The sequence below is a fragment of the Enterococcus sp. C57 genome, from assembly GCF_040887305.1.
Taxonomy (GTDB): Bacteria; Bacillota; Bacilli; order Lactobacillales; family Enterococcaceae; genus Enterococcus_B; species Enterococcus_B hirae.
Genome location: NZ_JBFOFP010000005.1, coordinates 1 through 23,401, shown reverse-complemented (window position 1 = coordinate 23,401; position 23,401 = coordinate 1). Strand labels below are relative to the sequence as shown.

The 23,401-nt window shown below is 39.3% G+C and carries 20 protein-coding genes; 19 read left to right on the top strand and 1 reads right to left on the bottom strand.

Features of this window, described 5'->3' with window-relative positions; translation table 11 throughout:
- The first annotated feature begins 2 nt into the window (after positions 1 to 2).
- Complete coding sequence (gene purB / locus AB5M32_RS07390; protein WP_178286369.1) at positions 3 to 1,310, top strand: adenylosuccinate lyase; 1,308 nt, start codon at positions 3 to 5, stop codon at positions 1,308 to 1,310.
- Positions 1,311 to 1,465: 155 nt separating this feature from the next.
- Here purB and AB5M32_RS07385 read toward each other — a convergent pair whose 3' ends face one another.
- On the bottom strand, positions 1,466 to 1,843 hold the full coding sequence (locus tag AB5M32_RS07385; RefSeq protein ID WP_010737435.1) for a hypothetical protein: 378 nt from the start codon (positions 1,841 to 1,843) through the stop codon (positions 1,466 to 1,468).
- Between the two features lie 261 nt (positions 1,844 to 2,104).
- Here AB5M32_RS07385 and purC point away from each other — a divergent pair, with 261 nt between their 5' ends.
- From purC to AB5M32_RS07295, 18 genes are all read left to right on the top strand, one after another.
- Entirely contained in the window at positions 2,105 to 2,821 is a 717-nt protein-coding gene (gene purC, locus AB5M32_RS07380) for a phosphoribosylaminoimidazolesuccinocarboxamide synthase (RefSeq protein WP_088775548.1), read from the top strand.
- A 14-nt stretch (positions 2,822 to 2,835) separates the two neighbouring features.
- On the top strand, positions 2,836 to 3,090 hold the full coding sequence (gene purS / locus AB5M32_RS07375) for a phosphoribosylformylglycinamidine synthase subunit PurS (RefSeq protein ID WP_010719384.1): 255 nt from the start codon (positions 2,836 to 2,838) through the stop codon (positions 3,088 to 3,090).
- Position 3,091: 1 nt separating this feature from the next.
- Complete coding sequence (gene purQ, locus AB5M32_RS07370; protein WP_178286367.1) at positions 3,092 to 3,763, top strand: phosphoribosylformylglycinamidine synthase subunit PurQ; 672 nt, start codon at positions 3,092 to 3,094, stop codon at positions 3,761 to 3,763.
- A 1-nt stretch (position 3,764) separates the two neighbouring features.
- Complete coding sequence (gene purL, locus AB5M32_RS07365) at positions 3,765 to 5,987, top strand: phosphoribosylformylglycinamidine synthase subunit PurL (RefSeq protein ID WP_010719382.1); 2,223 nt, start codon at positions 3,765 to 3,767, stop codon at positions 5,985 to 5,987.
- On the top strand, positions 5,972 to 7,414 hold the full coding sequence (purF, locus tag AB5M32_RS07360; RefSeq protein ID WP_034700370.1) for an amidophosphoribosyltransferase: 1,443 nt from the start codon (positions 5,972 to 5,974) through the stop codon (positions 7,412 to 7,414). The genes purL and purF overlap by 16 nt, the downstream gene beginning before the upstream one ends.
- Positions 7,415 to 7,427: 13 nt before the next feature.
- On the top strand, positions 7,428 to 8,471 hold the full coding sequence (purM, locus tag AB5M32_RS07355; protein ID WP_178286365.1) for a phosphoribosylformylglycinamidine cyclo-ligase: 1,044 nt from the start codon (positions 7,428 to 7,430) through the stop codon (positions 8,469 to 8,471).
- Positions 8,468 to 9,061 (top strand): phosphoribosylglycinamide formyltransferase, encoded by a 594-nt coding sequence (gene purN / locus AB5M32_RS07350; protein ID WP_010719379.1) that lies wholly within the window; start codon positions 8,468 to 8,470, stop codon positions 9,059 to 9,061. The genes purM and purN overlap by 4 nt, the downstream gene beginning before the upstream one ends.
- Positions 9,054 to 10,589, top strand: a complete 1,536-nt coding sequence (purH, locus tag AB5M32_RS07345; RefSeq protein WP_368024383.1) for a bifunctional phosphoribosylaminoimidazolecarboxamide formyltransferase/IMP cyclohydrolase — start codon at positions 9,054 to 9,056, stop codon at positions 10,587 to 10,589. The genes purN and purH overlap by 8 nt, the downstream gene beginning before the upstream one ends.
- Before the next feature lie 17 nt (positions 10,590 to 10,606).
- Positions 10,607 to 11,881, top strand: coding sequence for a phosphoribosylamine--glycine ligase (gene purD, locus AB5M32_RS07340; RefSeq protein ID WP_368024382.1), 1,275 nt, complete (start codon positions 10,607 to 10,609; stop codon positions 11,879 to 11,881).
- A gap of 119 nt (positions 11,882 to 12,000) precedes the next feature.
- Positions 12,001 to 12,915, top strand: a complete 915-nt coding sequence (locus AB5M32_RS07335; RefSeq protein WP_010719376.1) for an aldo/keto reductase family oxidoreductase — start codon at positions 12,001 to 12,003, stop codon at positions 12,913 to 12,915.
- A 108-nt stretch (positions 12,916 to 13,023) separates the two neighbouring features.
- A complete protein-coding gene (locus AB5M32_RS07330; protein ID WP_178286359.1) occupies positions 13,024 to 13,539 on the top strand; it encodes a hypothetical protein in 516 nt (171 codons plus the stop codon).
- A gap of 217 nt (positions 13,540 to 13,756) precedes the next feature.
- Positions 13,757 to 14,734 carry a GMP reductase gene (gene guaC / locus AB5M32_RS07325; protein WP_010719374.1) on the top strand — a complete coding sequence of 326 codons (978 nt, stop codon included), beginning with the start codon at positions 13,757 to 13,759 and terminating at the stop codon, positions 14,732 to 14,734.
- A gap of 116 nt (positions 14,735 to 14,850) precedes the next feature.
- Complete coding sequence (locus AB5M32_RS07320) at positions 14,851 to 16,278, top strand: PLP-dependent aminotransferase family protein (RefSeq protein WP_178287282.1); 1,428 nt, start codon at positions 14,851 to 14,853, stop codon at positions 16,276 to 16,278.
- Between the two features lie 457 nt (positions 16,279 to 16,735).
- Entirely contained in the window at positions 16,736 to 17,845 is a 1,110-nt protein-coding gene (gene pdhA / locus AB5M32_RS07315; protein ID WP_010719372.1) for a pyruvate dehydrogenase (acetyl-transferring) E1 component subunit alpha, read from the top strand.
- 2 nt (positions 17,846 to 17,847) lie between these two features.
- The gene (locus tag AB5M32_RS07310; RefSeq protein ID WP_010737448.1) at positions 17,848 to 18,825 is read left to right on the top strand and encodes an alpha-ketoacid dehydrogenase subunit beta; all 978 of its coding nucleotides are present in this window, start codon (positions 17,848 to 17,850) and stop codon (positions 18,823 to 18,825) included.
- A 26-nt stretch (positions 18,826 to 18,851) separates the two neighbouring features.
- Positions 18,852 to 20,489, top strand: a complete 1,638-nt coding sequence (locus AB5M32_RS07305) for a dihydrolipoyllysine-residue acetyltransferase (RefSeq protein WP_063627006.1) — start codon at positions 18,852 to 18,854, stop codon at positions 20,487 to 20,489.
- A 7-nt stretch (positions 20,490 to 20,496) separates the two neighbouring features.
- Positions 20,497 to 21,903 (top strand): dihydrolipoyl dehydrogenase, encoded by a 1,407-nt coding sequence (lpdA, locus tag AB5M32_RS07300; protein WP_010719369.1) that lies wholly within the window; start codon positions 20,497 to 20,499, stop codon positions 21,901 to 21,903.
- Positions 21,904 to 22,241: 338 nt separating this feature from the next.
- Positions 22,242 to 23,401: hypothetical protein (locus AB5M32_RS07295; protein ID WP_368024381.1), on the top strand; the 1,160-nt coding region annotated here is incomplete at its 3' end.

Here is a 23,401-nt window from a genome sequence, read left to right as displayed (position 1 = left end):
TGATGTTAGAACGTTATACACGACCTGAAATGGGCAATATCTGGACAGAACAAAACAAATACCAAGCTTGGCTGGAGGTAGAAATTTTAGCTGACGAAGCATGGGCAGAATTAGGAGAAATTCCTAAAGAAGATGTCAAAAAAATTCGTGAACATGCATCTTTTGATATTGAACGTATTTTGGAAATTGAAAAGGAAACACGTCACGACGTTGTTGCCTTTACTCGAGCAGTTTCTGAAACATTAGGCGAAGAACGTAAGTGGGTCCACTACGGCTTAACGAGTACTGATGTCGTGGATACAGCTTATGGCTATCAAATCAAACAAGCAAATGATCTTTTACGAGATGATTTGAAATGTTTTACGGCAATTATTGGTGAAAAAGCTAAAGAACATAAGTACACAGTGATGATGGGAAGAACGCATGGCGTTCATGCTGAACCAACGACATTTGGCTTGAAATTAGCTACTTGGTATTCAGAAATGAAACGAAATATTGAACGTTTTGAGCATGCAGCCAAAGGTGTCGAAGCAGGTAAGATATCAGGAGCGGTAGGAACATTTGCGAACATTCCGCCATTTATTGAAGAATATGTGTGTGAAAAATTAGGGATTCGTCCTCAAGAGATCTCTACGCAAGTGCTCCCACGTGATCTTCACGCAGAGTACTTTGCGACTATGGCATTGATTGCTACCAGCATCGAACGTTTTGCAACAGAAATCCGTGGTTTGCAAAAATCAGAAACGAGAGAAGTAGAAGAGTTCTTCGCTAAAGGACAAAAAGGGTCTTCAGCAATGCCTCATAAACGAAACCCAATCGGTTCAGAAAACATGGCTGGACTTGCTCGAGTGATTCGTGGTCATATGGTCACAGCCTATGAAAATGTTTCGTTGTGGCATGAAAGAGATATCTCTCATTCGTCAGCAGAACGAATCATTTTACCTGATACAACAATTTTGTTGGACTATATGTTGAATCGTTTTGGAAATATCGTAAAAAATCTGACGGTCTTTCCTGAGAATATGAAACGCAACATGGAAGCTACTTTTGGCTTGATCTATAGTCAACGTGTGATGTTGAAACTGATTGACAAAGGTATGACAAGAGAAGAAGCTTACGACTTGGTTCAACCTAAAACAGCTTATGCATGGGATCATCAAGTTCAATTTAGACCTTTACTTGAAGAGGATCCAACGGTTACTTCTGTTTTATCAAAAGAAGAGATCGATGACGCATTTGACTACCATCATCACTTGAAAAATGTGGATGTGATCTTTGACCGTGTTGGTTTAGGAGAAAAAGACAAATAATCAAAATGAGTGGCTTGCTTCGTATTGCTAGAAGCAGCCACTCTTTTACTGATATGTAATAAAAAGAACCTTGACACAGATAACTCAACTGGTCGGGGTTCTTTTTAGCTATTTTGATTCATTTCATGATGTTGCTTGATAATAGCATGAGAAAACTATCCGTAAAGGGCTTGAGCGGAATAGTTAAAATGTTTAGTATGAAGCAAACTCAATAATTCTTCGATAAAAGTATAATCAAATTCTTGCTGATCATAAGTGACTTGGATACGATAATGATTTTTGAATAATTTTTGTTCGTGTATCTGACTGATCACGAGTTGATGTTCAGAAAATGTTTGATATTCAAATGTGCGCTTTCGACACTCAGTATGGCGCTTTGCCGCACGACGGATTTTTCTGAAGGTATAAAAACTCGTATCTTTATTACATAAGTAGACATCTTTGATAGACAACAGGTCATTATATAAACGTGACGTTTCCTCGGGCGATAAATCCATTAAAAAACATTGGGCACAAACTGCGGCCTCTTCCATTTCGCTACCTCCTTGAATTCCTTGAATAAATATCCAGAATCATTCTAATCCTACTATAGCATCAATTATTATAGGTGTAAACGCTTATTATTTTTCCAAGGAAGAATTTTTGGATTAAACACGAACATTAGACAATTTTAATACTACAAATGTACATGTTTTTATTGAACAGGATAAAAACACTTGTTAAAATTTAAAGTGAAAAGACGAACAAAAAAATAATGTTTGTTGTGATCGTCAAGAATTTAAGGAGATGTCGAAATGGAACAGAAGGATTTGCTGTATGAAGGAAAAGCTAAAAAAATGTACCATACTTCAGATGAACAGGTGATTTGGGTGGAATACTTGGACCAAGCTACGGCTTTGAATGGCTTGATGAAAGACCAAGTAAATGGAAAAGGGGAACTGAACAATCAAATCACAAGTAAAGTCTTCCATTATTTATCCGAACAAGGGATTGCCAATCACTTTATCCAACAAATCGGAAAAGACGAACAATTAGTGAAAAAATTAAATATTCTTCCCTTAGAAGTGGTAGTCAGAAATAGTGCAGCTGGTAGTTTTTCAAAACGGTTGGCAATTCCTGAAGGACAAAAATTACCCACACCAATTGTCGAGTTTTATTACAAAGACGATCAATTAGATGATCCATTTATCAATGATGAACATGTGCTGTTTTTACAAATTGCAGATGAAGATGAAATTACTGAATTAAAGACACAGGCTAGAAAAATCAATCATTTGTTAATCCAACTATTTGAGAAAATCGATTTACAGTTAATTGATTTCAAACTGGAATTTGGGAAAACAGCTACGGGAGAAATCGTATTAGGAGATGAAATTTCGCCTGACACTTGTCGATTATGGGATCTGAAAACAAACGAACACATGGACAAAGATGTTTATCGACGAAAAATTGGGGAGATTGTCCCAGTATATCAAGAAGTTTTGACACGTTTAACACAAGCTGGTTTATGAGAGGGGAAAATGAAATGTATTTTGTAAAAGTTTATGTCACCTATAAAGATTCTGTATTAGATCCTCAAGGAGAAGCAGTGAAAAATGCGGTCCATCGTTTGGGATATGAAACTGTTGAAGATATCCGAATCGGTAAATATTTTGAGATCCAAGTTTCAGCAGAAGCTAGCGCAGTAGAGGAAACGATTGAAGGGATTTGTGACAAACTATTAGCTAACGTCAACATGGAAACGTATCGTTATGAAATTGAACAATTGGAGGAAATCTAGCATGAAATTTGCAGTGATTGTCTTTCCTGGTTCGAACTGTGATGCAGATATGTTGTGGGCAATTCGTGACATTATGGAAGTAGAAGCTGAGTATGTTCGTTACGATGAAACCTCTCTACAAGGCTATGACGGCGTATTGCTTCCTGGCGGTTTTTCTTATGGCGATTACTTACGCTGTGGAGCCATTGCGCGTTTTTCAGCTATCATGAAAGAAGTTGTTCGTTTTGCGGAGGAAGGAAAACCAGTCTTTGGTACGTGTAATGGGTTTCAGATCCTTACAGAAGCAGGTCTCCTTCCAGGCGTGCTAAGAAAAAATGAGTCTTTGCGCTTCATTTGCAAAACTGTTCCTTTGAAAGTTAACAACCAGACAGCCTTTACTTCGGAGTATGAAACCGATGAGATTATTCAGCTGCCTGTCGCTCATGGCGAAGGAAATTATTTTTGCGATGATCAAACGTTGCAAGAATTAAAAGCCAATAATCAAATCGTTTTTACTTACGCTGAGAATATCAATGGTAGTGTCGCAAATATTGCAGGGATCACCAATAAAGCAGGAAATGTGCTGGGGATGATGCCTCATCCGGAACGGGCAATGGAGGCGTTACTAGGATCAGAAGACGGAAAACGATTTTTTGCCTCGATGTTAAAAAATTTTGGAAAGGTGACTGCCTAAGATGAAAACACGGAACGAACCAAGTCCCTTAGAGATCAAAGAAAAGAAAGTTTATGCTGAATGGGGATTGACAGATGAAGAATATCGAATGATCGAAGAAGATATATTGGGGAGAATGCCTAACTACACCGAAACAGGTTTGTTTTCAGTCATGTGGAGTGAACATTGTTCTTACAAAAATTCAAAACCGATTTTACGAAAATTCCCAACAAGTGGACCGCATGTTCTTCAAGGTCCAGGAGAAGGAGCTGGTATCGTGGATATCGGTGATGGTCAAGCAGTTGTGTTTAAAGCGGAAAGTCATAATCACCCTTCAGCAGTAGAACCTTATGAAGGGGCGGCAACCGGTGTTGGTGGGATCATCCGTGATATTTTCAGTATGGGTGCACGTCCGATTGCTTTACTTGACTCCTTACGTTTTGGCGAGTTAGACCAACCACGAACCAAGTACTTATTGGAAGAAGTAGTCGCAGGGATTTCTGGGTATGGTAATTGTATCGGAATACCGACGGTTGGAGGAGAAGTAGCGTTTGATCCTTGTTATGAAGGGAATCCGTTAGTTAATGCCATGTGCGTAGGGTTAATCGATCACAAAGACATTCAAAAAGGGCAAGCTTCTGGTGTGGGTAATTCGATCATGTATGTCGGTGCGAAAACAGGACGCGACGGCATTCACGGTGCGACTTTTGCTTCAGAAGAGTTCAGTCAAGAAGAAGAGCAGCAACGTTCCGCAGTCCAAGTAGGCGATCCTTTTATGGAAAAACTATTACTTGAAGCTTGCTTAGAATTGATCCTGGAACATGCGGACATTTTAGTAGGGATCCAAGACATGGGCGCTGCCGGATTGGTTTCTTCAAGTTCAGAAATGGCATCAAAAGCTGGATCTGGTTTGATTTTGACATTAGATGATGTACCACAACGAGAAACAAATATGACTCCTTACGAAATGATGCTTTCAGAATCACAGGAACGAATGTTGATTTGTGTAAAAGCTGGGGCAGAGGAAAGAGTCAAAGAATTGTTTAAAAAATATGATTTGGATGCTGTTACGATTGGAGAAGTCACCGATGATGGCTTGTATCGCTTGTACCATCATGGGGAAGAAGTGGCTAACTTACCAGTTGATGCCTTAGCCGAAGATGCACCTGTTTATGAAAAGGCAGTGCAAGAACCCGCTCGAATCGAAAAATTTAAACAGTTAGGGCAATATCAACCAATCATTGAAGATGCGAATCAATTATTGCTAGATTTATTGAAACAACCGACAATAGCTTCAAAACATGCGATTTATGAAACCTATGATTCTCAAGTACAAACCAATACAGTAGTTTCCCCTGGAAGTGATGCTGCCGTATTGCGTATTCGTGGAACTGAAAAAGCAATTGCTATGACGACTGACTGTAATGCCCGCTACCTTTACTTAAACCCCGAGATAGGTGGCCAAATTGCTGTTGCAGAGGCTGCCAGAAACATTGTAGCTAGTGGCGGACGTCCATTGGCGATCACAGACTGCTTGAATTATGGTTCTCCTGATAAACCAGAAGTATTTTGGGAACTGGTCAAATCAGCAGACGGGATTGCCAAAGCATGTGAAGTCTTTGCAACACCTGTGATCTCCGGGAATGTTTCTTTATACAATGAAACGGATGGCAAAGCGATTTATCCTACCCCGATGATCGGCATGGTCGGATTGATCGAAGACCACCAACACATCACCACTCAATCTTTCAAAATGGCGGATGATTTGATTTATCTTGTTGGTGAAACTTATGACGATTTTAATGGTAGTGAATTGCAAAAAATGCAATTAGGAAAAATTGAAGGGGACATCGAGCATTTTGATCTATTGACGGAACAACAAAACCAAGAAAGTCTACTGGCGGCTATTCAAGCAGGAGTGGTAACCAGTGCGCATGATTGTTCGGAAGGCGGTTTGGCTGTGGCGTTGGCTGAAGCAACTTTTGGTACCCAACTGGGATTAGATGTCACAGTAAATCTGACGACAGCACAACTTTTTTCAGAGACACAATCAAGATTTGTGGTCACCATCCTTCCAGAAGATCGTGAGGAATTTGAACGTTTGATGGGCGAAAAAGCAAGTTGTATCGGTAAAGTGACTGAGTCAAGTAATATCGTGATCCAAGCAAGTGATGGGGAAATCCATCTAGCTGTTACAACAGCTAAAAAATGCTGGGAGGACGCAATCGAATGTCTTATGAAGTAAAAAGTTTAAATGAAGAATGTGGGGTGTTTGGTGTCTGGGGACATCAAGAAGCATCGAGTGTGACGTATTTCGGGCTTCATAGTCTTCAGCATCGTGGTCAAGAAGGTGCCGGGATCGTTTCAAATGATCAAGGGAAACTATTGGGACACCGGGATCTAGGTTTACTCTCAGAAGTTTTCAAAGATCAAAGAAAGCTAGCTGCACTCTCTGGACAAGCAGCGATTGGACATGTGCGTTATGCTACAGCAGGTAATGGTAGTGTGGACAATATCCAACCCTTTTTATTTAAATTTTATGATCAGTCAATCGGTCTAGCTCACAATGGTAATCTTACGAATGCCCGTTCATTGAGAACGTCGTTAGAAAAAGACGGTGCGATTTTCCATTCCAATTCAGATACAGAGATTTTGATGCATTTGATTCGTCGAAGTAAAAAAACAACATTACTCGATCGCTTAAAAGAAGCATTAAATGAAGTGAAAGGCGGTTTTGCCTATTTGCTTTTAACAGAAGATGCCATGATCGCCGCTCTTGATCCGAATGGTTTTCGACCTTTGGCAATCGGTCAAATGAAAAATGGTGCATATGTGATTGCTTCTGAAACTTGTGCACTGGAAGTCATCGGTGCGCGGTTTATTCGAGATGTTCGTCCAGGGGAAGTAGTGATCATTGATGACTCAGGCTATACGATCGATACTTATACGACCGAAACCCAGTTAGCGATTTGTTCCATGGAATATATCTACTTTGCACGACCAGATTCAAATATCGCTGGTGTCAATGTACACACTGCTCGTAAAAATATGGGGAGAAATTTAGCACAGGAAGCGCCAATTGATGCTGACATGGTTGTAGGTGTTCCAAATTCTTCGCTATCAGCAGCCAGTGGCTATGCCGAAGCTAGTGGCATCCCTTATGAGATTGGACTAGTAAAAAATCAATACATTGCCAGAACCTTTATTCAACCTACACCAGCATTAAGGGAACAGGGTGTCAGGATGAAACTTTCGGCTGTCAGAGGAGTTGTTGAAGGGAAACGAATCGTGATGGTGGATGATTCGATCGTTAGAGGAACAACGAGCCGGCGAATCGTACGTCTATTAAAAGAGGCAGGAGCAAAAGAGGTACATGTACGAATTGCTTCACCACCGTTAAAATATCCTTGTTTTTACGGCATCGATATACAAACGAGAAAAGAACTAATTGCAGCGAATCATAGTATCGAAGAAATCAGACAATGTATTGAAGCAGATTCATTGGAATTTTTAAGTGAGGATGGGTTGATCCAAGCAATCGGATTAAAAGAAGCAGCTCCTTATTCTGGGTTATGTATGGCTTATTTTAATGGTGATTATCCGACGCCTTTATACGACTATGAAGAAAAATACCGTGAATCATTGAAAGAAAAAGTATCTTTTTTTCAATAAAGGAGGAAGTAACATGAGCAATGCCTATGCGAATGCTGGTGTGGATGTAGAAGCTGGCTATGAAGTAGTAGAACGAATCAAGAAACACGTGAAAAAAACAGAGCGACTAGGGGTAATGGGTGCTTTAGGCGGTTTTGGTGGCTGTTTTGATTTAAGTTCTTACCAATTAAAAGAACCAGTTTTGGTATCAGGGACAGATGGGGTAGGAACAAAATTGTTAGTAGCCATCGAAGCGGATCAACATGAAACAATCGGAATCGATTGTGTGGCGATGTGTGTCAATGATATTTTAGCTCAAGGTGCGGAACCTTTATATTTCTTAGACTATTTAGCTACTGGAAAAAATGATCCACAAAAATTAGAAAAAGTCGTCGCTGGCGTGGCGGATGGTTGTGTAGCAGGTAATCTTGCGTTGATCGGTGGCGAAACCGCAGAGATGCCAGGGATGTACGCGGAAAATGAGTATGATCTTGCTGGTTTTGCAGTTGGGGTTGCAGAAAAGTCGCAATTGATCACAGGAAGTGAAATCGAAGTTGGTGATGTTCTGTTAGGCTTACCTTCTAGCGGGATTCATTCAAACGGCTATTCATTGGTTCGGAAAGTGTTTTTTGAACAAAATAGTTACACATTAACCGATCAGATAGAGGGTCTGTCTGAAACACTGGACCGAGAATTGTTAAAGCCGACAAAAATCTATGTATCAGCTTTGCTGCCAATCATAAAAGAACAAAAGATCAAAGGTGCGGCACATATCACTGGTGGTGGATTCGTAGAAAATATTCCTCGGATGTTGCCGGAAGGAACGGCCGCGCAAATTCAATTAGGTTCATGGCCTAGCTTGCCGATTTTTGATTGTCTCCAACGTTTAGGTGAAATCCCTGAACAAGAGATGTTTGAAATTTTTAATATGGGTATTGGCATGGTTGTAGCAGTAGCAGCTTCTCAAGTCGATGAAGTCATTGGAAAAATCAACGAGCAAGGAGAAGCAGTTTATCGAATCGGTGAAGTAGTTCCCTTAAAAAATAAAACAGTGTTGTTTGATGAGGAAGGAAAATGAAGATTGCCGTATTTGCTTCAGGAAATGGCAGCAACTTTCAAGCTTTAGTTGACTATTTTCGGGAAAATAAGTTGCCAGATACCTTTGAATGGCTTTTTTGTGACCAGCCGAATGCTTTTGTCTTAGAACGGGCAGAAAAGTTACATGTACCATTTCATTTTTTTTCACCAAAAGAATTTTCATCTAAAAGAGAATATGAAGAAAAAATTTTAGAGATCCTAGTGGAAAAAGAAATTGAACTCATTGTATTAGCAGGATACATGCGGATTATTGGTCCGACTTTATTGAATGCTTATGAGTCAAGGATCATTAATATCCACCCCTCTCTTTTACCTGATTTTCCTGGCTTACATGGGATTCGTGATGCGTTTGCTGCGAAAGTCAAAGAAACAGGTATAACGATTCATTACATTGATAAAGGGATAGATACAGGACCAATCATTCACCAAGAAACCATAGAGATCACGAAAGAAGACACATTGGATAGCTTAGAAGCAAAGATTCATCAAATCGAACATCAGACCTATCCTAAAATAATCGAAGCAGTCATCAAAGAAATGCAAAAAGTGGAGGAAGAAAAAAATGACTAGAGCATTGTTAAGTGTATCGGATAAAAAAGGAATTGTTGAATTTGCCAAGGGATTACAAGCTTTGGAAATTGAGATCATTTCAACTGGGGGCACCAAAAAAGCACTTGATGAAGCGGGAATCTTGACCATCGCAATCGAAGATGTCACTGGCTTTCCTGAGATGATGGACGGACGTGTCAAAACTTTGCATCCTAAGATTCATGGGGGATTATTAGCACGTCGTGATCTTGCTAGTCACAGAGACGCAATGGCAGCTTCTGAGATTTTGCCGATTGATTTTGTTTGCGTCAATTTGTATCCTTTCAAAGAAACAATCATGAAACCGGATGTTAGTGAAAAAGAAGCCATTGAAAATATTGATATTGGTGGACCAAGTATGTTACGTAGTGCTGCCAAAAACCATGAATTTGTCACGGCGATCGTTGATCCGAACGATTATCCAATTGTTTTAGATGAACTGAGAAATCAAGGGACTACTTCTCTAGCGACACGTCAGAAACTGGCAGCGAAAGTATTTCGTCACACAGCAGCCTATGATGCATTGATTGCTCAATATTTAACGGAGCAAGTGAAGGAAGAAAAGACGGAAAAATTGACTCTTACTTTTGAACGCAAGCAAGACCTCCGCTATGGCGAGAATAGTCATCAGCAAGCTGTCTTTTATCAATCTGCTCTACCAGAACGTTATTCGATTGCTCAAGCAAAACAGCTTCATGGAAAAGAACTATCTTTTAATAATATTCGTGATGCAGATGCTGCTTTGCGGATCATGAGTGAATACCAAGAACCAACAGTCGTAGCACTCAAACACATGAATCCTTGTGGTATTGGCTCAGCTCACACGATTTTCGATGCTTGGCTAGCAGCTTATGAATCAGATCCTGTTTCGATTTTTGGTGGGATTGTGGTATTGAATCGGGAAGTCGATTTAGCAACAGCTCAAGAAATGCATAAACTCTTTTTAGAGATCATCATTGCACCGTCTTATACACCAGAAAGTCTAGAAGTTTTAAAAGCCAAGAAGAATTTACGATTATTAACGGTTGACTTTAACTCGCAATTAACAAAAGCATCTAATGAAATTGTTTCAGTTCTTGGAGGTTTACTCGTCCAAGAAAAAGATACAGCAATGGAAGAACCAACTACATGGCAAGTAGTAACCGATCGTCAGCCAACATCTGATGAAATGGCTGCATTAGCATTTGCTTGGAAAGCTGTTAAGCACGTCAAATCAAATGCGATCGTTGTAAGTAATCGGTATCAGACGCTAGGGATTGGTGCAGGACAAATGAATCGTGTCGGTTCTGTCAAACTTGCGATTGAACAAGCTGGAGAAAAAGCACAAGCAGCTGTTTTGGCAAGCGATGCTTATTTCCCAATGGATGATTCGGTGGAATATGCAGCTAAACACGGAATCAAGGCGATCATTCAGCCTGGTGGAAGTATCAAGGACCAAGCGTCGATTGATATGGCTAATAAACATGGAATTGCTATGGTCTTTACGAACGTCCGTCATTTTAGACATTAAGATAGAAGGAGTAAGAAATGAATATATTGATCATAGGATCTGGTGGGCGTGAACATGCGATTGCGAGTAAAATCTTACAAAGTCCGCTAGTCGAAAACGTTTATTGTGCACCGGGGAATCCTGGCATGACACGTGATGGGGTCAAAATCGTTGATATTAAAGAAACTGATCATCAAGGATTGATCGAGTTTGCTAAGAAAGCGTCGATTACTTGGAGTTTTGTTGGCCCAGAAATTCCATTACTAAATGGGATCGTAGATGATTTTAAAAAAGCAGAGTTAAAAATATTTGGTCCGACGAAAGCTGCCGCATTGATCGAAGGATCTAAGAGTTTCGCCAAAGAATTGATGGAGCGTTGTCAGATTCCAACTGCTGAATCTAAAACTTTTACCAACTATCTTGAAGCCAAATGGTACATTGAAGAGAAGGGTGCCCCAATTGTGATCAAAGCGGACGGTTTAGCTGCTGGCAAAGGCGTGGTCGTAGCGATGACAAAAGCCGAAGCGTTACAGGCAGCCAGCGATATGCTGGAAAAACATCGTTTTGGACAAAGTGGACATCAAATCGTTGTGGAAGAATTTTTAGAAGGAGAAGAGTTCTCTTTGTTAGCGTTTGTGGATGGCGAAGCAGTTTATCCAATGGAAATCTCACAAGATCATAAACGAGCGTATGATGGAGATCAAGGACCGAATACTGGAGGGATGGGCGCCTATTCTCCAGTACCTCACATTTCTGAAGCAATCATTGAAGCGGGGATCGAAAAAGTAATAAAACCTGCAGCTAAGGGGATGTGCGAAATTGGTCGTCCGTTTATCGGTGTATTGTATGCAGGATTGATCGCCACTTCAGATGGACCGAAAGTGATTGAATTTAATGCGAGATTTGGCGATCCTGAGACACAAGTCATTTTACCTCGATTGAAGAGTGACTTGGCGCAAGTGATCACTGATTTGTTAGACCGTAAGCCGGTTCATTTAATTTGGGAGGAAACTGGATATCGTTTAGGGGTTGTAGTTGCAGCAGAAGGTTATCCTAATCAGTATTTAACCGCTATGGATTTGCCCGATTTTCCTGAAGAGGAGGCAACTGTCTATTATGCGGGTGTTCAAGAGGAAAAAGGAAATTTAAAAGGTTCAGGTGGTCGAATCTACTTAGTGGAGTCCTATGGGGAAACAATTGAAGAAGCGAGGGAAAAAATATACAGTGCGTTGGAATCAAAAGATACGAAGGGGACATTTTATCGGAAAGATATTGGAATGAAAGCAATCAACGTTTTTTCTAAGAATCACTAACGCAACAAAAAGGGGGATAACATTTTTTTCTTTTTTGAGAAAAAAGTGGCATGCCTCTTTTTGCCCCCTTTTTGAAGTAAATGTGTTAAAATCTAATGGGAAAGAAAGGAATGATTTTAATGAAACAGATTCAATTGGGAACTTCAAATCAAAAGGTGTCATCGGTCATTCTCGGATGTATGAGGATTAATGGCGCTGAACATCCAGAACGTATTATTGAAACTGCTTTTGATAACGGTATCAATTTTTTTGACCATGCGGATATCTATGGTGGTGGAGAATGTGAAACCATCTTTGCTAGTGCATTAGCAAAAACTTCAATAAAGAGAGAAGAGCTATTTGTTCAAACAAAATGTGGGATTGTTCCTGGTGTGATGTTTGACTTTTCCAAAAAGCACATCATTGAATCAGTGGAAGGTAGTCTCAAACGGTTAAAAATGGATTATGTTGATGCGTTGCTATTACATCGTCCTGATACCTTAGTTGAACCTGAGGAAGTGGCAGAGGCATTCGATGAATTAGAAAAGTCAGGTAAAGTACGTTATTTCGGTGTAAGTAATCAGAAACCAATGCAAGTCGAATTGCTAAAGAAATACGTCAAACAACCTTTGTTGATCAACCAATTGCAATTTGGATTGAAACATTCTGGAATGATTGATCAAGGGATCCATGTGAATATGACAGATGAAGCTAGCGTTGACCACGATGGTAGTGTCTTGGATTATTCACGTTTGAATGAAATGACGATCCAAGCATGGTCGCCTTATCAATATGGTTTTTTTGAAGGGGTATTTATCGGTAACGAAAAGTTTCCTAAATTGAATCAAAAATTAGCAGAACTTGCTGAAAAATATCATACAACGCCAACAGGTTTAGCTTCAGCTTGGATTTTACGCCATCCTGCGAATATCCAAGTGATTGCAGGAACGATGAATGTAGGGCGAATCAAGGAAATTGCACAAGCATCAGACGTTGAACTGAGTCGTGAAGACTGGTATGCGCTGTATCGCGAAGCTGGCAATATCCTACCATAGACATGAAAAAACATTGAATGAAACAGTCATTAGTTGCTTGTTCGCTAATGACTTCTACATATATTGATGCGAGGAACGTCACTAAGAATCTACGAAAAGGGGAGTAAAATGGGATATCTAAATAAATGGGACAATAATTCGTCAATGCCAGAAAGTGAGCTAAACGCTCATAGAGCAGCGTATGAAAATGTCAGTGATGGTAAAGAAGCGAAAGGCAATCTAAAACTAGACCCCCAACGCTATAGTCTTGGAGTAATGACACACGCAATAAATAAAACGAAATCTGCAAAATCAAATAAACCTAATAGAGCTCTACTTGGAATGATCCAAGAAATAGCGCAAAGCTATTTTAGCCCTAAAGTACTTGCTGGTATGGAGAAATTCAAAAAGGATAGAGAAAAAGAGCTAGAAAAAAGTTCGAACATTGCGCAAACAAAGTTATCTAAAGATAAAGAAAACCCTGATAATGAAAATCAAGTTTATAAAAGGTTGAATGCCATTATCTCTGGCGCTAAACAGACACTCGTTCAAACCGGAACTCTGAATAAAAACGATCAAGAGAAAACAAACCAATCAAAAGAAGCTGGAAATCAACAAAAGAATGAACCACCTGGTAGAGATTGAGTAGCTATAAGCGACAAACAGCTGATTGTTTATTTGTCGAAAAGTTTGATGGCTAGACAGTGTTATTTCAGATTAAGGAGTTTTTATTTTTTTGTTTATATTCCCCTTGATTTTTTAGTTTAAATACGGTAAATTACATAAGGTGCTAAAAATAAACACCCAAAAAGCAAATAATGTTCGTGTTTTACTGAATTCGAACATCAGGAGGATCATGTCCATGAAAGTGTTTGATTACGAAGATATCCAACTCATTCCTAATAAATGTATTGTAAGTAGCCGTTCAGAATGTAACACGACAGTGACACTAGGAAAGCATACTTTTAAAATGCCTGTTGTCCCTGCGAATATGCAAACGATCATCGATGAGTCAATTGCACAATTTTTAGCAGAAAATGGTTACTTCTATATTATGCATCGATTTGATGAAGCAGCAAGAATCCCCTTTGTGCAAAAAATGAAGGAGCAACAATTGATTACTTCAATCAGTGTTGGCGTAAAACAAGAAGAATATTCATTTGTTGAAGAATTAGCACAGTTAAATTTAGTTCCTGATTATATCACGATTGATATTGCGCACGGTCATTCAAATGCGGTGATTGAAATGATCCAACATATCAAAAAACATTTACCAGAAACGTTCGTTATTGCAGGAAACGTTGGGACACCAGAAGCTGTTCGGGAATTAGAAAATGCCGGAGCTGATGCAACAAAGGTTGGAATTGGACCTGGTAAAGTTTGTATCACAAAAATCAAAACCGGTTTTGGTACCGGTGGTTGGCAACTTGCTGCCTTAAGATGGTGTGCGAAAGCTGCCAGAAAACCGATTATTGCTGATGGGGGTATTCGTACCCATGGTGATATTGCAAAATCCGTTCGTTTTGGCGCAACAATGGTTATGATCGGTTCGCTATTTGCCGGACATGAAGAATCGCCTGGTGAGACAATGGTGGAAAATGGCGTAGTGTACAAAGAATACTTCGGCTCTGCCTCCGAGTTTCAAAAAGGTGAAAAGAAAAATGTAGAAGGTAAGAAAATTTGGATCCAACATAAAGGGTCTTTGAAAGACACGTTGGTTGAAATGCAACAAGATTTACAATCTTCTATTTCTTATGCGGGTGGGAAAGATATTGAAGCTATTCGCAAAGTAGATTATGTGATTGTTAAAAACTCCATTTTTAACGGAGATACCATTTAATAGCTATTAAAAAGCAAAGTAGATGCTCTCGCATCATGCTTTGCTTTTTCTTTGCTTTTCGATCCCTTTTTTATAAGATAAAATAGGCAGTAGAAGAAAGAGGAATGGAGAAGAACATGTGGGAAGTCATAGATAAGAAACAAAGACCAATTTATCGACAAATTATGGATCAGGTGATGAAAAATATTGAAAATGGGAATTTAGATCCCAACGTACCCTTGCCCTCTGAAAGGAAATTGGCAGTTATTTTTCAAACAAATCGCACCACTGTGGTTCGAGCGTTGGATGAATTACGAGATCTTGGCGTTCTTATCAGTCGCCGAGGCAGTGGACGCTTTGTGAATCAAACCGAATGGGGGCGGTATTCTGCCCCGAGAGTGAATTGGCGCGAATTATTTTCTCAACGCTATGAACAAATCGATGATAGTTATGAAAAAATGATCGAAGTAGGAAAACTGAACCCTTATTTTCTCGATTTATTTTCGAGCGAGATGCCTACAGACTTATTACCAAACGTTCAATTTCCAGCATACTCAATGAATGAGATTATTGAAAAAGAGCAACAAATCACCTGTCTAGGTTATCTTCCATTAGTAGCAAAAATAAAAAATTACTTGATCGAAAAATTTTATTTTGATTTTACTAAAACGCAATTATTAGTTACGAGTGGGGGTCAACAGGCTATTTTTCTAATTTTACAGACGATTTTATCTAGTGGTGATGCTATTGCGGTAGAAGCGCCTTCGTTTTTTTATCGTTTGTCCTTATTTAAAGCGACAGGGATTCGTCTATTTGGTGTACCCATGGATAGCGAAGGTATTGAGCTGGATAAGCTAGAAGTGTTGATCAAGAAAAATAAATTGAAAGCTGTCTTAGTCAATCCAAACTTTCAAAATCCAACAGGGAAAGTGATGTCCCAAAAACGTCGCGAAGCATTAGTGACCCTTTGTCGCAACTATCAATTACCGATCATTGAAGACGACGTTTTTAGTGACTTATCCTTTCATGATAGTGAAAAGCATAAACCAACTGCGATCCATTCGATTGATCCGGAAAATGTTTTATATATCGGATCATTATCTAGGGTATTAGGACAAACGACCAAGATAGGTTGGATCGTTGGGCTGCGTTCCTTTATCGACCGCTTAGCGAAAGCGCAGGAAATGATGGAATTTTCGATGAGCATCTTTCCCCAAAATGTGGCGATGACTGTATTTGAAGAAAGTTATAGCACAAAGATCGCCATTGTGAGGGAAGAATTATACAAAAGAAGCTTGACACTGGTTGAATGGGAAAAAACGCAAAACTTTTTTGAAGTCTGGCCCATTTATGGTGGGTACTATGCGTGGATTACGTGGAAAGGACAGCAATTGACAAGAGATATTGCGGAAGAATTGATCCGCTCAGGGTTAGGCATTGCACCAAGTTTTTTGTTTGGAGAAGAGACCAACGGGTTGCGTATCAATTTTAGTCGTTTAACTGAAGAAAGGCTACCATTTTTTCAAGCGGAAATGGCAAAATTAGCAAAACGTTTATCCGTTTAATTCATGATCAAAAGAACAGGTTCATGTGCAACAGTTAAGGAGATTCCTTGCTGTTGCTTTTTAATTGAAAAAAATACACATATAGTAGAAAATTAAAAGAGGGATGATTGTAAAGAAAATCACTAATTAATAAAAATTTTTTCTGTTTGTTGGAATAAGGTATAACAATGTGCGGATTCAATGATAACAGTAGAGAGGAGTAGATAGAAAATCAGGACTAATTTTGTACAAAAGATGTAAACCGCTTTCTTGATTGTGATGTTGTTCACTATTTGCGTGGTTAAGCGGATTGTTACAAATTTTTAAAAACGTGAATTTTTTTGCTTTTAGCTTGTATTTCTTAATGATCCATGATAATTTATAAAAGAAGACGGTTGGATATTGATACAGTTTATATATCTGTTTCAATCGCAGAAAGATGAGATTTTCTTATATGATGAGAGAGGAATGTGTACAAATGGCAAAAAAGAAATTACCACTAGACTTTAATGCGTTATTAGATGAAGTCAATTCAGATTTTCCAGTATACCAAGCGCTTGACCAAAATGGTAAAGTAGTAAACCCTGATCTTGTTCCTGATTTATCAGATGAACAATTAGTAGAATTAATGACTAGCATGGTTTGGTCTCGTGTATTAGACCAACGCTCAACAGCTTTAAACCGTCAAGGGCGTCTAGGATTCTTTGCACCAACAGCTGGTCAAGAAGCTAGCCAACTTGCAAGTGCATTTGCTTTTGAAAAAGAAGACGTATTACTTCCTGGTTACCGTGATGTCCCCCAATTAGTAAAACATGGATTGCCTTTAGCACAAGCTTTCTTATGGTCACGAGGACATGCGGCAGGGAATTTTTATCCAGAAGAATTGAAAGCTCTACCACCACAAATCATTATTGGTGCGCAGTACATCCAAGCGGCTGGTGTGGCTTTAGGATTGAAAAAACGAAACAAAAAAAATGTGGTCTTCACTTATACAGGTGACGGCGGCTCTTCTCAAGGTGATTTTTATGAAGCAATCAACTTTGCTGGAGCTTATCATGCAAATGCTGTATTTTATATTCAAAACAATGGCTTTGCAATCTCAACACCTCGTGAAAAACAAACAGCTGCTAAAACATTAGCGCAAAAAGCTGTGGCAGCCGGGATTCCAGGGATCCAAGTAGATGGTATGGATCCATTAGCAGTTTATACAGTATCTAAAATGGCACGTGATTGGGCAATCAACGGGAATGGTCCAGTCTTGATTGAGACATTGACTTACCGTTATGGTCCGCATACTTTATCAGGAGATGACCCAACTCGTTACCGTTCAAAAGAAACAGATGACGAATGGCAGAAAAAAGATCCATTGATCCGTTTCCGTAACTACCTAACAGAAAAAGGTCTATGGTCAGAAGAAAAAGAAGAACAAGTAATTGAACAAACAAAAGAGGAAATCAAAGCAGCGATTGCTGAAGCAGATAAGATTCCAAAACAAAAAGTTTCTGATTTCTTAAAAAATATGTTTGAAGTGGCACCACAATCAATTAAAGAACAAATTGCAATCTATGAAGCGAAGGAGTCGAAATAATCATGGCACAAAAAACAATGATTCAAGCAATCACAGATGCCCTAGCACTTGAACTTGAAAATGATGAGAACGTAATCGTTTTTGGTGAAGATGTTGGGAAAAACGGTGGAGTTTTCCGTGCAACGGAAGGATTGCAAGAAAAATTTGGCGAAGAACGCGTTTTCGATACCCCATTAGCTGAATCAGGGATTGCTGGTATGAGTTTTGGGTTAGCTTTAGAAGGTTTTCGTCCAGTACCTGAAATTCAGTTCTTTGGATTTATTTTTGAAGCCATGGATGAAGTAGTCGCACAAATGGCACGTACAAGATATCGAATGGGTGGGACTAGAAATCTACCGATCACGATTCGTTCACCATTTGGTGGTGGGGTTCACACACCAGAACTTCATTCAGATAACTTAGAAGGATTGATTGCTCAATCTCCAGGAATTCGCGTAGTCATTCCATCAAATCCTTATGATGCAAAAGGATTATTGATCTCTTCTATCCGCAGCAATGACCCAGTTGTATTTTTGGAACATATGAAACTTTATCGTTCATTCCGTGAAGAAGTTCCAGATGAAGCTTATGAAGTACCATTGGACAAAGCGGCAATTACTCGTGAAGGAACAGACGTTTCAATCATTACCTATGGCGCAATGGTTCGTGAAGCGATCAAAGCAGCTGACAATCTTGCGAAAGAGGATATTTCAGTAGAAGTCGTTGACCTAAGAACAGTCGCACCGCTAGATATTGACACAATCATTCAATCAGTTGAGAAAACTGGTCGTGTGGTAGTCGTTCAAGAAGCGCAACGACAAGCAGGTGTAAGTGCCCAAGTGATTGCTGAAATCTCAGAACGTGCGATCCTTTCATTAGAAGCACCAATTGGACGTGTAGCAGCACCAGATACTGTTTTTCCATTTGGACAAGCTGAAAACATCTGGTTACCAAATGCGGCTGATATTGAAGCAAAAGTCAAAGAAATTGCAGAATTCTAAGAAATAAGAAGGGACGTAAGTAAATCATGGCATACCAATTTAAATTACCTGACATTGGTGAAGGAATCGCAGAAGGCGAAATCGTCAAATGGTTTGTCAAGCCAGGCGATACCATCAATGAGGATGATACGTTATTAGAAGTTCAAAATGATAAATCAGTAGAAGAAATTCCATCCCCAGTTACTGGGACAGTGAAAAACGTCATCGTACCTGAAGGAACAGTCGCGAATGTTGGCGATGTACTGGTAGAAATCGATGCACCAGGACATGAAGACAACGAAACAAGTGGCGATGCTGGAGTAGCAGCGAAAGAGCAAACACCTGAACATCCAGCTGCTGAACCAACTGAAGCTAGTGCCGATGGTGGGGTCTTTGAATTTAAATTACCCGATATTGGTGAAGGAATCGCAGAAGGTGAAATCGTTAAATGGTTTGTGAAACCAGGCGATACCATCAATGAAGATGACACATTGTTAGAAGTACAAAACGATAAATCGGTAGAAGAAATCCCGTCACCAGTGACTGGAACGGTTAAAAACATCTTGGTATCAGAAGGAACAGTTGCAACTGTTGGTGATGTATTAGTAGAAATCGATGCACCAGGACATAATAGTGCGCCTTCTACTACATCAGAAAAAACAGCTGAATCAACTGATGCTAAAGTAGAAACTTCTGGTTCAGCATCAGTAGCTGAGGCAGCTGATCCTAACAAACGTGTTTTGGCTATGCCATCAGTTCGACAATTTGCTCGTGAAAAAGACGTGGATATCACACAAGTCACTGCAACTGGTAAAGGTGGACGTGTGACAAAAGAAGATATTGAAAGCTATCTATCAGGTGGGCATGCGAGTCAAACAGCATCAGCTGAACCAGCTGCACCTGCGACAGAAAAAGCGGTTGAAGCGAAAGCTGAAAGCAAGCCAGCAGCACCAGCAAAAGCGTTCAAATCTAATTTAGGTGAATTGGAAGAACGTGTAGCAATGACACCGACACGTAAAGCGATTGCTAAAGCAATGGTCAATAGCAAGCAAACAGCGCCACATGTTACTTTACATGACGAAGTAGAGGTTTCTAAACTTTGGGATAATCGTAAGAGATTTAAAGAAGTGGCAGCTGCGAATGGGACAAAATTGACTTTCTTGCCATACGTGGTAAAAGCATTAACTGCTACTGTGAAGAAATTCCCTATTTTGAATGCGTCAATTGATGATGCGAACCAAGAAATCGTTTATAAAAATTACTATAACATCGGAATCGCAACTGATACAGATCATGGCTTGTATGTACCAAATGTAAAAGATGCAGACCGTAAAGGGATGTTTGCGATTGCGGATGAAATCAATGAAAAAGCAAAACTAGCTCATGAAGGTAAATTAGCAGCTGAAGATATGCGAAATGGCACTATTACGATCAGTAATATTGGTTCTGTAGGTGGTGGCTGGTTTACACCAGTAATCAACTACCCTGAAGTAGCAATTTTAGGTGTGGGAACAATTGCACAACAACCGATCGTTAATGGTGAAGGTGAAATCGTTGTTGGACGAGTGATGAAACTTTCCTTAAGCTTTGATCACCGTATCGTAGACGGAGCAACAGCTCAACAAGCAATGAACAATATCAAACGACTTTTAGCTGATCCTGAGTTATTGATGATGGAAGGATGATAAACAAATGGTAGTTGGAGATTTTGCTGTAGAATTAGACACAGTTGTAATCGGTGCGGGACCTGGTGGCTATGTTGCTGCCATCCGTGCTGCTGAAATGGGACAAAAAGTGGCAATCATTGAAAGAGAATACATCGGTGGTGTTTGTTTAAACGTTGGTTGTATTCCTTCAAAAGCGCTGATTGCTGCAGGACATCATTATCAAGAATCTCTTGATTCAACTTTATTCGGTGTCACGAGTGAAAATGTCACACTTGATTTTGCAAAAACACAAGACTGGAAAGAAAATAAAGTAGTGAAAACACTGACTTCTGGTGTTGGCTTCTTATTGAAAAAACACAAGGTAGAAACAATCGAAGGCGAAGCATTCTTCGTCGATGATCATACATTGCGTGTGATCCATCCCGATTCTGCTCAAACGTATTCTTTCAATAACGCAATCATTGCCACTGGCTCCCGTCCGATCGAAATCCCAGGATTCAAGTTTGGCGGACGTGTACTTGACTCAACAGGCGGCTTAGCTCTAAAAGAAGTACCAAAAAAATTCGTCATTATTGGTGGCGGAGTTATTGGAGCAGAATTAGGTGGAGCCTATGCTAACTTAGGTGCTGAGGTAACGATTCTTGAAGGTTCTCCTCAAATTTTACCTACCTATGAAAAAGATATGGTGAAATTAGTGGAAGACGACTTCAAGAAAAAAGGTGTGACAATCGTAACCAATGCAATGGCGAAAGAAGCTGTTGATAATGGGGACAGTGTGACAGTCAAATATACTGTTGACGGTAAAGAAGAAACAGTGACAGCAGATTATGTTATGGTAACAGTTGGCCGTCGTCCAAATACTGACGATATGGGATTAGAACAAGCGGGTGTCGAAGTCGGTGAACGTGGATTGATTCCAGTGGATCAACAAGGGCGTACGAACGTGCCAAACATTTTTGCAATTGGGGATATCGTACCAGGTGCTGCTTTAGCGCATAAAGCAAGTTATGAAGCAAAAATTGCTGCAGAAGCTATCTCAGGTAAGAAAGTAGCAGTTGACTATAAAGCAATGCCTGCGGTTGCCTTTACAGATCCAGAATTAGCTTCTGTTGGGATGACGATCAAAGAAGCAAAAGAAGCTGGTATTGAAGCTACTGCATATAAATTTCCGTTTTCAGGAAATGGACGGGCGTTATCGCTTGCAAAAACAGAAGGTTTTATCCGTTTAGTGACGACCAATGAAGACAATGTCATCATTGGAGCGCAAATCGGTGGTGTAGGTGCTAGTGATATGGTTTCTGAGCTTGCTTTAGCCATTGAATCAGGAATGAATGCCGAAGATATTGCGTTAACGATCCATCCACATCCATCGCTAGGTGAAATTACGATGGATGCTGCTGAACTCGCTTTAGGTTTACCAATCCATATTTAATTTAGCAATTGGGATATTTTATCCGAACTGTTTCAAAAAAAGTATGGATGCTGGCGATAGTTGCCAGGTTAAAAACATCTTTTTGACAAATTGAATTGATACATGATCGATGAAACATCAAAGTTAGCAAAAACTGCTAGCTTTGATGTTTTTTTTGTAGTCTTTTCAAAACCTCTTTTTCTGAAAAAAGAAAAAAGAAAGTCAAGCTTTTTGAAAGAGGGTGTTAGAATAAATGTGGTAAAAGCAATCAGATCAGCATATTTCTATATCAATGATTTAACTAGCGGAACTAGTTGTTTACTAATTAATTTTTAATCACTTTAAAGGAGATTGACTTTGTGAGAAAAGAAACGATTAAAACATTTCAAGGAGACTGTCATGAGAATGAAAAGAATAATGAAATTGGCGGTCCTAACAATTCAATTAAAAAGAGAAATGAAAGGATTATAGAAGCATACCAAACAGAAAATACATCGATAGCAGGACTTGCTGAGCGATTTGGAGTATCAAAGAGAACCATTGGAAATGTAACACACAGTCTAAAAGAGCAAAATCTGCAACAGCAAAGCTTAACGAATGAGACAACTAAAGAAAAGGAAGAGAGCAATAATCAAAATATCGAAGCATATTTAGCAGGAGACTTGTGGGTAAGTAAACTTGTTAATAAATTTAACGGATCAGCGAGAACCATTTTGATGAAAATAAAGAAAGCAAGAGAACAGAAGGAAGAGATGCAATATAAAACATCGTCAGAAAATGAAATTTTACAGTTAGATAGAAATAGTTTTGAGCAAAGGGAAGAGTTAGTGAAGCAACAAGAGCTGATTTCAGAAGTTCTTCTAAAAGATGAGCTGGAACAGGTACATCCTGCTCAGCCAAGGTCTTTAGAGGACAAAGTCATTTCATTAAGAAAACAAAAAAGTGTTGATCATGACAGCCAGTCAAAAAAATACAATCTCAATGACAGTTCAAGCAGAAAAAGAAAGATGCAAGAAAATAAGGACCCAGAAAAGTTTTCACTATCGGCGTTCCCAATTGATAAAAATAGTTTGAAAACATCGAGTGTGAAACCTAAGAAGCCAAAGAAATCTCATGTACTTCATGAAGTAGAAGAATATTCACCCAAACTATCACAAATAAGCAAACAAATACATACAACAGAGAATGAGCATTTAATTGATGAGAACCAACAGGATAAACTTCAAGGGATCGGTCCTCAACAAAATAAAAACTTTTCTTCATCACTTCCTTTACCAAATAAATTAGAGGAAGCAACAAGTAGTGAGAATCATATCTTCAATAGCAAACAAGTGCAAGTAACTGGAAGTCATCTAAGAGAAAACCAAGAGGAACACCCAATTTTATCAGAGACAGAAGGTGAATTTGGAAATAGCTTGTTCGATAGTTTATCTGATTTTGACTATTCAAATGAGTCCAATGAAGAACGTTCGTTTTTTCAAAAGTCAGCAAATTTATCCGATGAATTGTCAAATCATAA

Bases quoted from the DNA above. Each gene is read 5' to 3' on its own strand.
- purB (WP_178286369.1), top strand. From the start codon at position 3: ATGTTAGAACGTTATACACGACCTGAAATGGGCAATATCTGGACAGAA.
- AB5M32_RS07385 (WP_010737435.1), bottom strand. From the start codon at position 1,843: ATGGAAGAGGCCGCAGTTTGTGCCCAATGTTTTTTAATGGATTTATCG.
- purC (WP_088775548.1), top strand. From the start codon at position 2,105: ATGGAACAGAAGGATTTGCTGTATGAAGGAAAAGCTAAAAAAATGTAC.
- purS (WP_010719384.1), top strand. From the start codon at position 2,836: ATGTATTTTGTAAAAGTTTATGTCACCTATAAAGATTCTGTATTAGAT.
- purQ (WP_178286367.1), top strand. From the start codon at position 3,092: ATGAAATTTGCAGTGATTGTCTTTCCTGGTTCGAACTGTGATGCAGAT.
- purL (WP_010719382.1), top strand. From the start codon at position 3,765: ATGAAAACACGGAACGAACCAAGTCCCTTAGAGATCAAAGAAAAGAAA.
- purF (WP_034700370.1), top strand. From the start codon at position 5,972: ATGTCTTATGAAGTAAAAAGTTTAAATGAAGAATGTGGGGTGTTTGGT.
- purM (WP_178286365.1), top strand. From the start codon at position 7,428: ATGAGCAATGCCTATGCGAATGCTGGTGTGGATGTAGAAGCTGGCTAT.
- purN (WP_010719379.1), top strand. From the start codon at position 8,468: ATGAAGATTGCCGTATTTGCTTCAGGAAATGGCAGCAACTTTCAAGCT.
- purH (WP_368024383.1), top strand. From the start codon at position 9,054: ATGACTAGAGCATTGTTAAGTGTATCGGATAAAAAAGGAATTGTTGAA.
- purD (WP_368024382.1), top strand. From the start codon at position 10,607: ATGAATATATTGATCATAGGATCTGGTGGGCGTGAACATGCGATTGCG.
- AB5M32_RS07335 (WP_010719376.1), top strand. From the start codon at position 12,001: ATGAAACAGATTCAATTGGGAACTTCAAATCAAAAGGTGTCATCGGTC.
- AB5M32_RS07330 (WP_178286359.1), top strand. From the start codon at position 13,024: ATGGGATATCTAAATAAATGGGACAATAATTCGTCAATGCCAGAAAGT.
- guaC (WP_010719374.1), top strand. From the start codon at position 13,757: ATGAAAGTGTTTGATTACGAAGATATCCAACTCATTCCTAATAAATGT.
- AB5M32_RS07320 (WP_178287282.1), top strand. From the start codon at position 14,851: ATGTGGGAAGTCATAGATAAGAAACAAAGACCAATTTATCGACAAATT.
- pdhA (WP_010719372.1), top strand. From the start codon at position 16,736: ATGGCAAAAAAGAAATTACCACTAGACTTTAATGCGTTATTAGATGAA.
- AB5M32_RS07310 (WP_010737448.1), top strand. From the start codon at position 17,848: ATGGCACAAAAAACAATGATTCAAGCAATCACAGATGCCCTAGCACTT.
- AB5M32_RS07305 (WP_063627006.1), top strand. From the start codon at position 18,852: ATGGCATACCAATTTAAATTACCTGACATTGGTGAAGGAATCGCAGAA.
- lpdA (WP_010719369.1), top strand. From the start codon at position 20,497: ATGGTAGTTGGAGATTTTGCTGTAGAATTAGACACAGTTGTAATCGGT.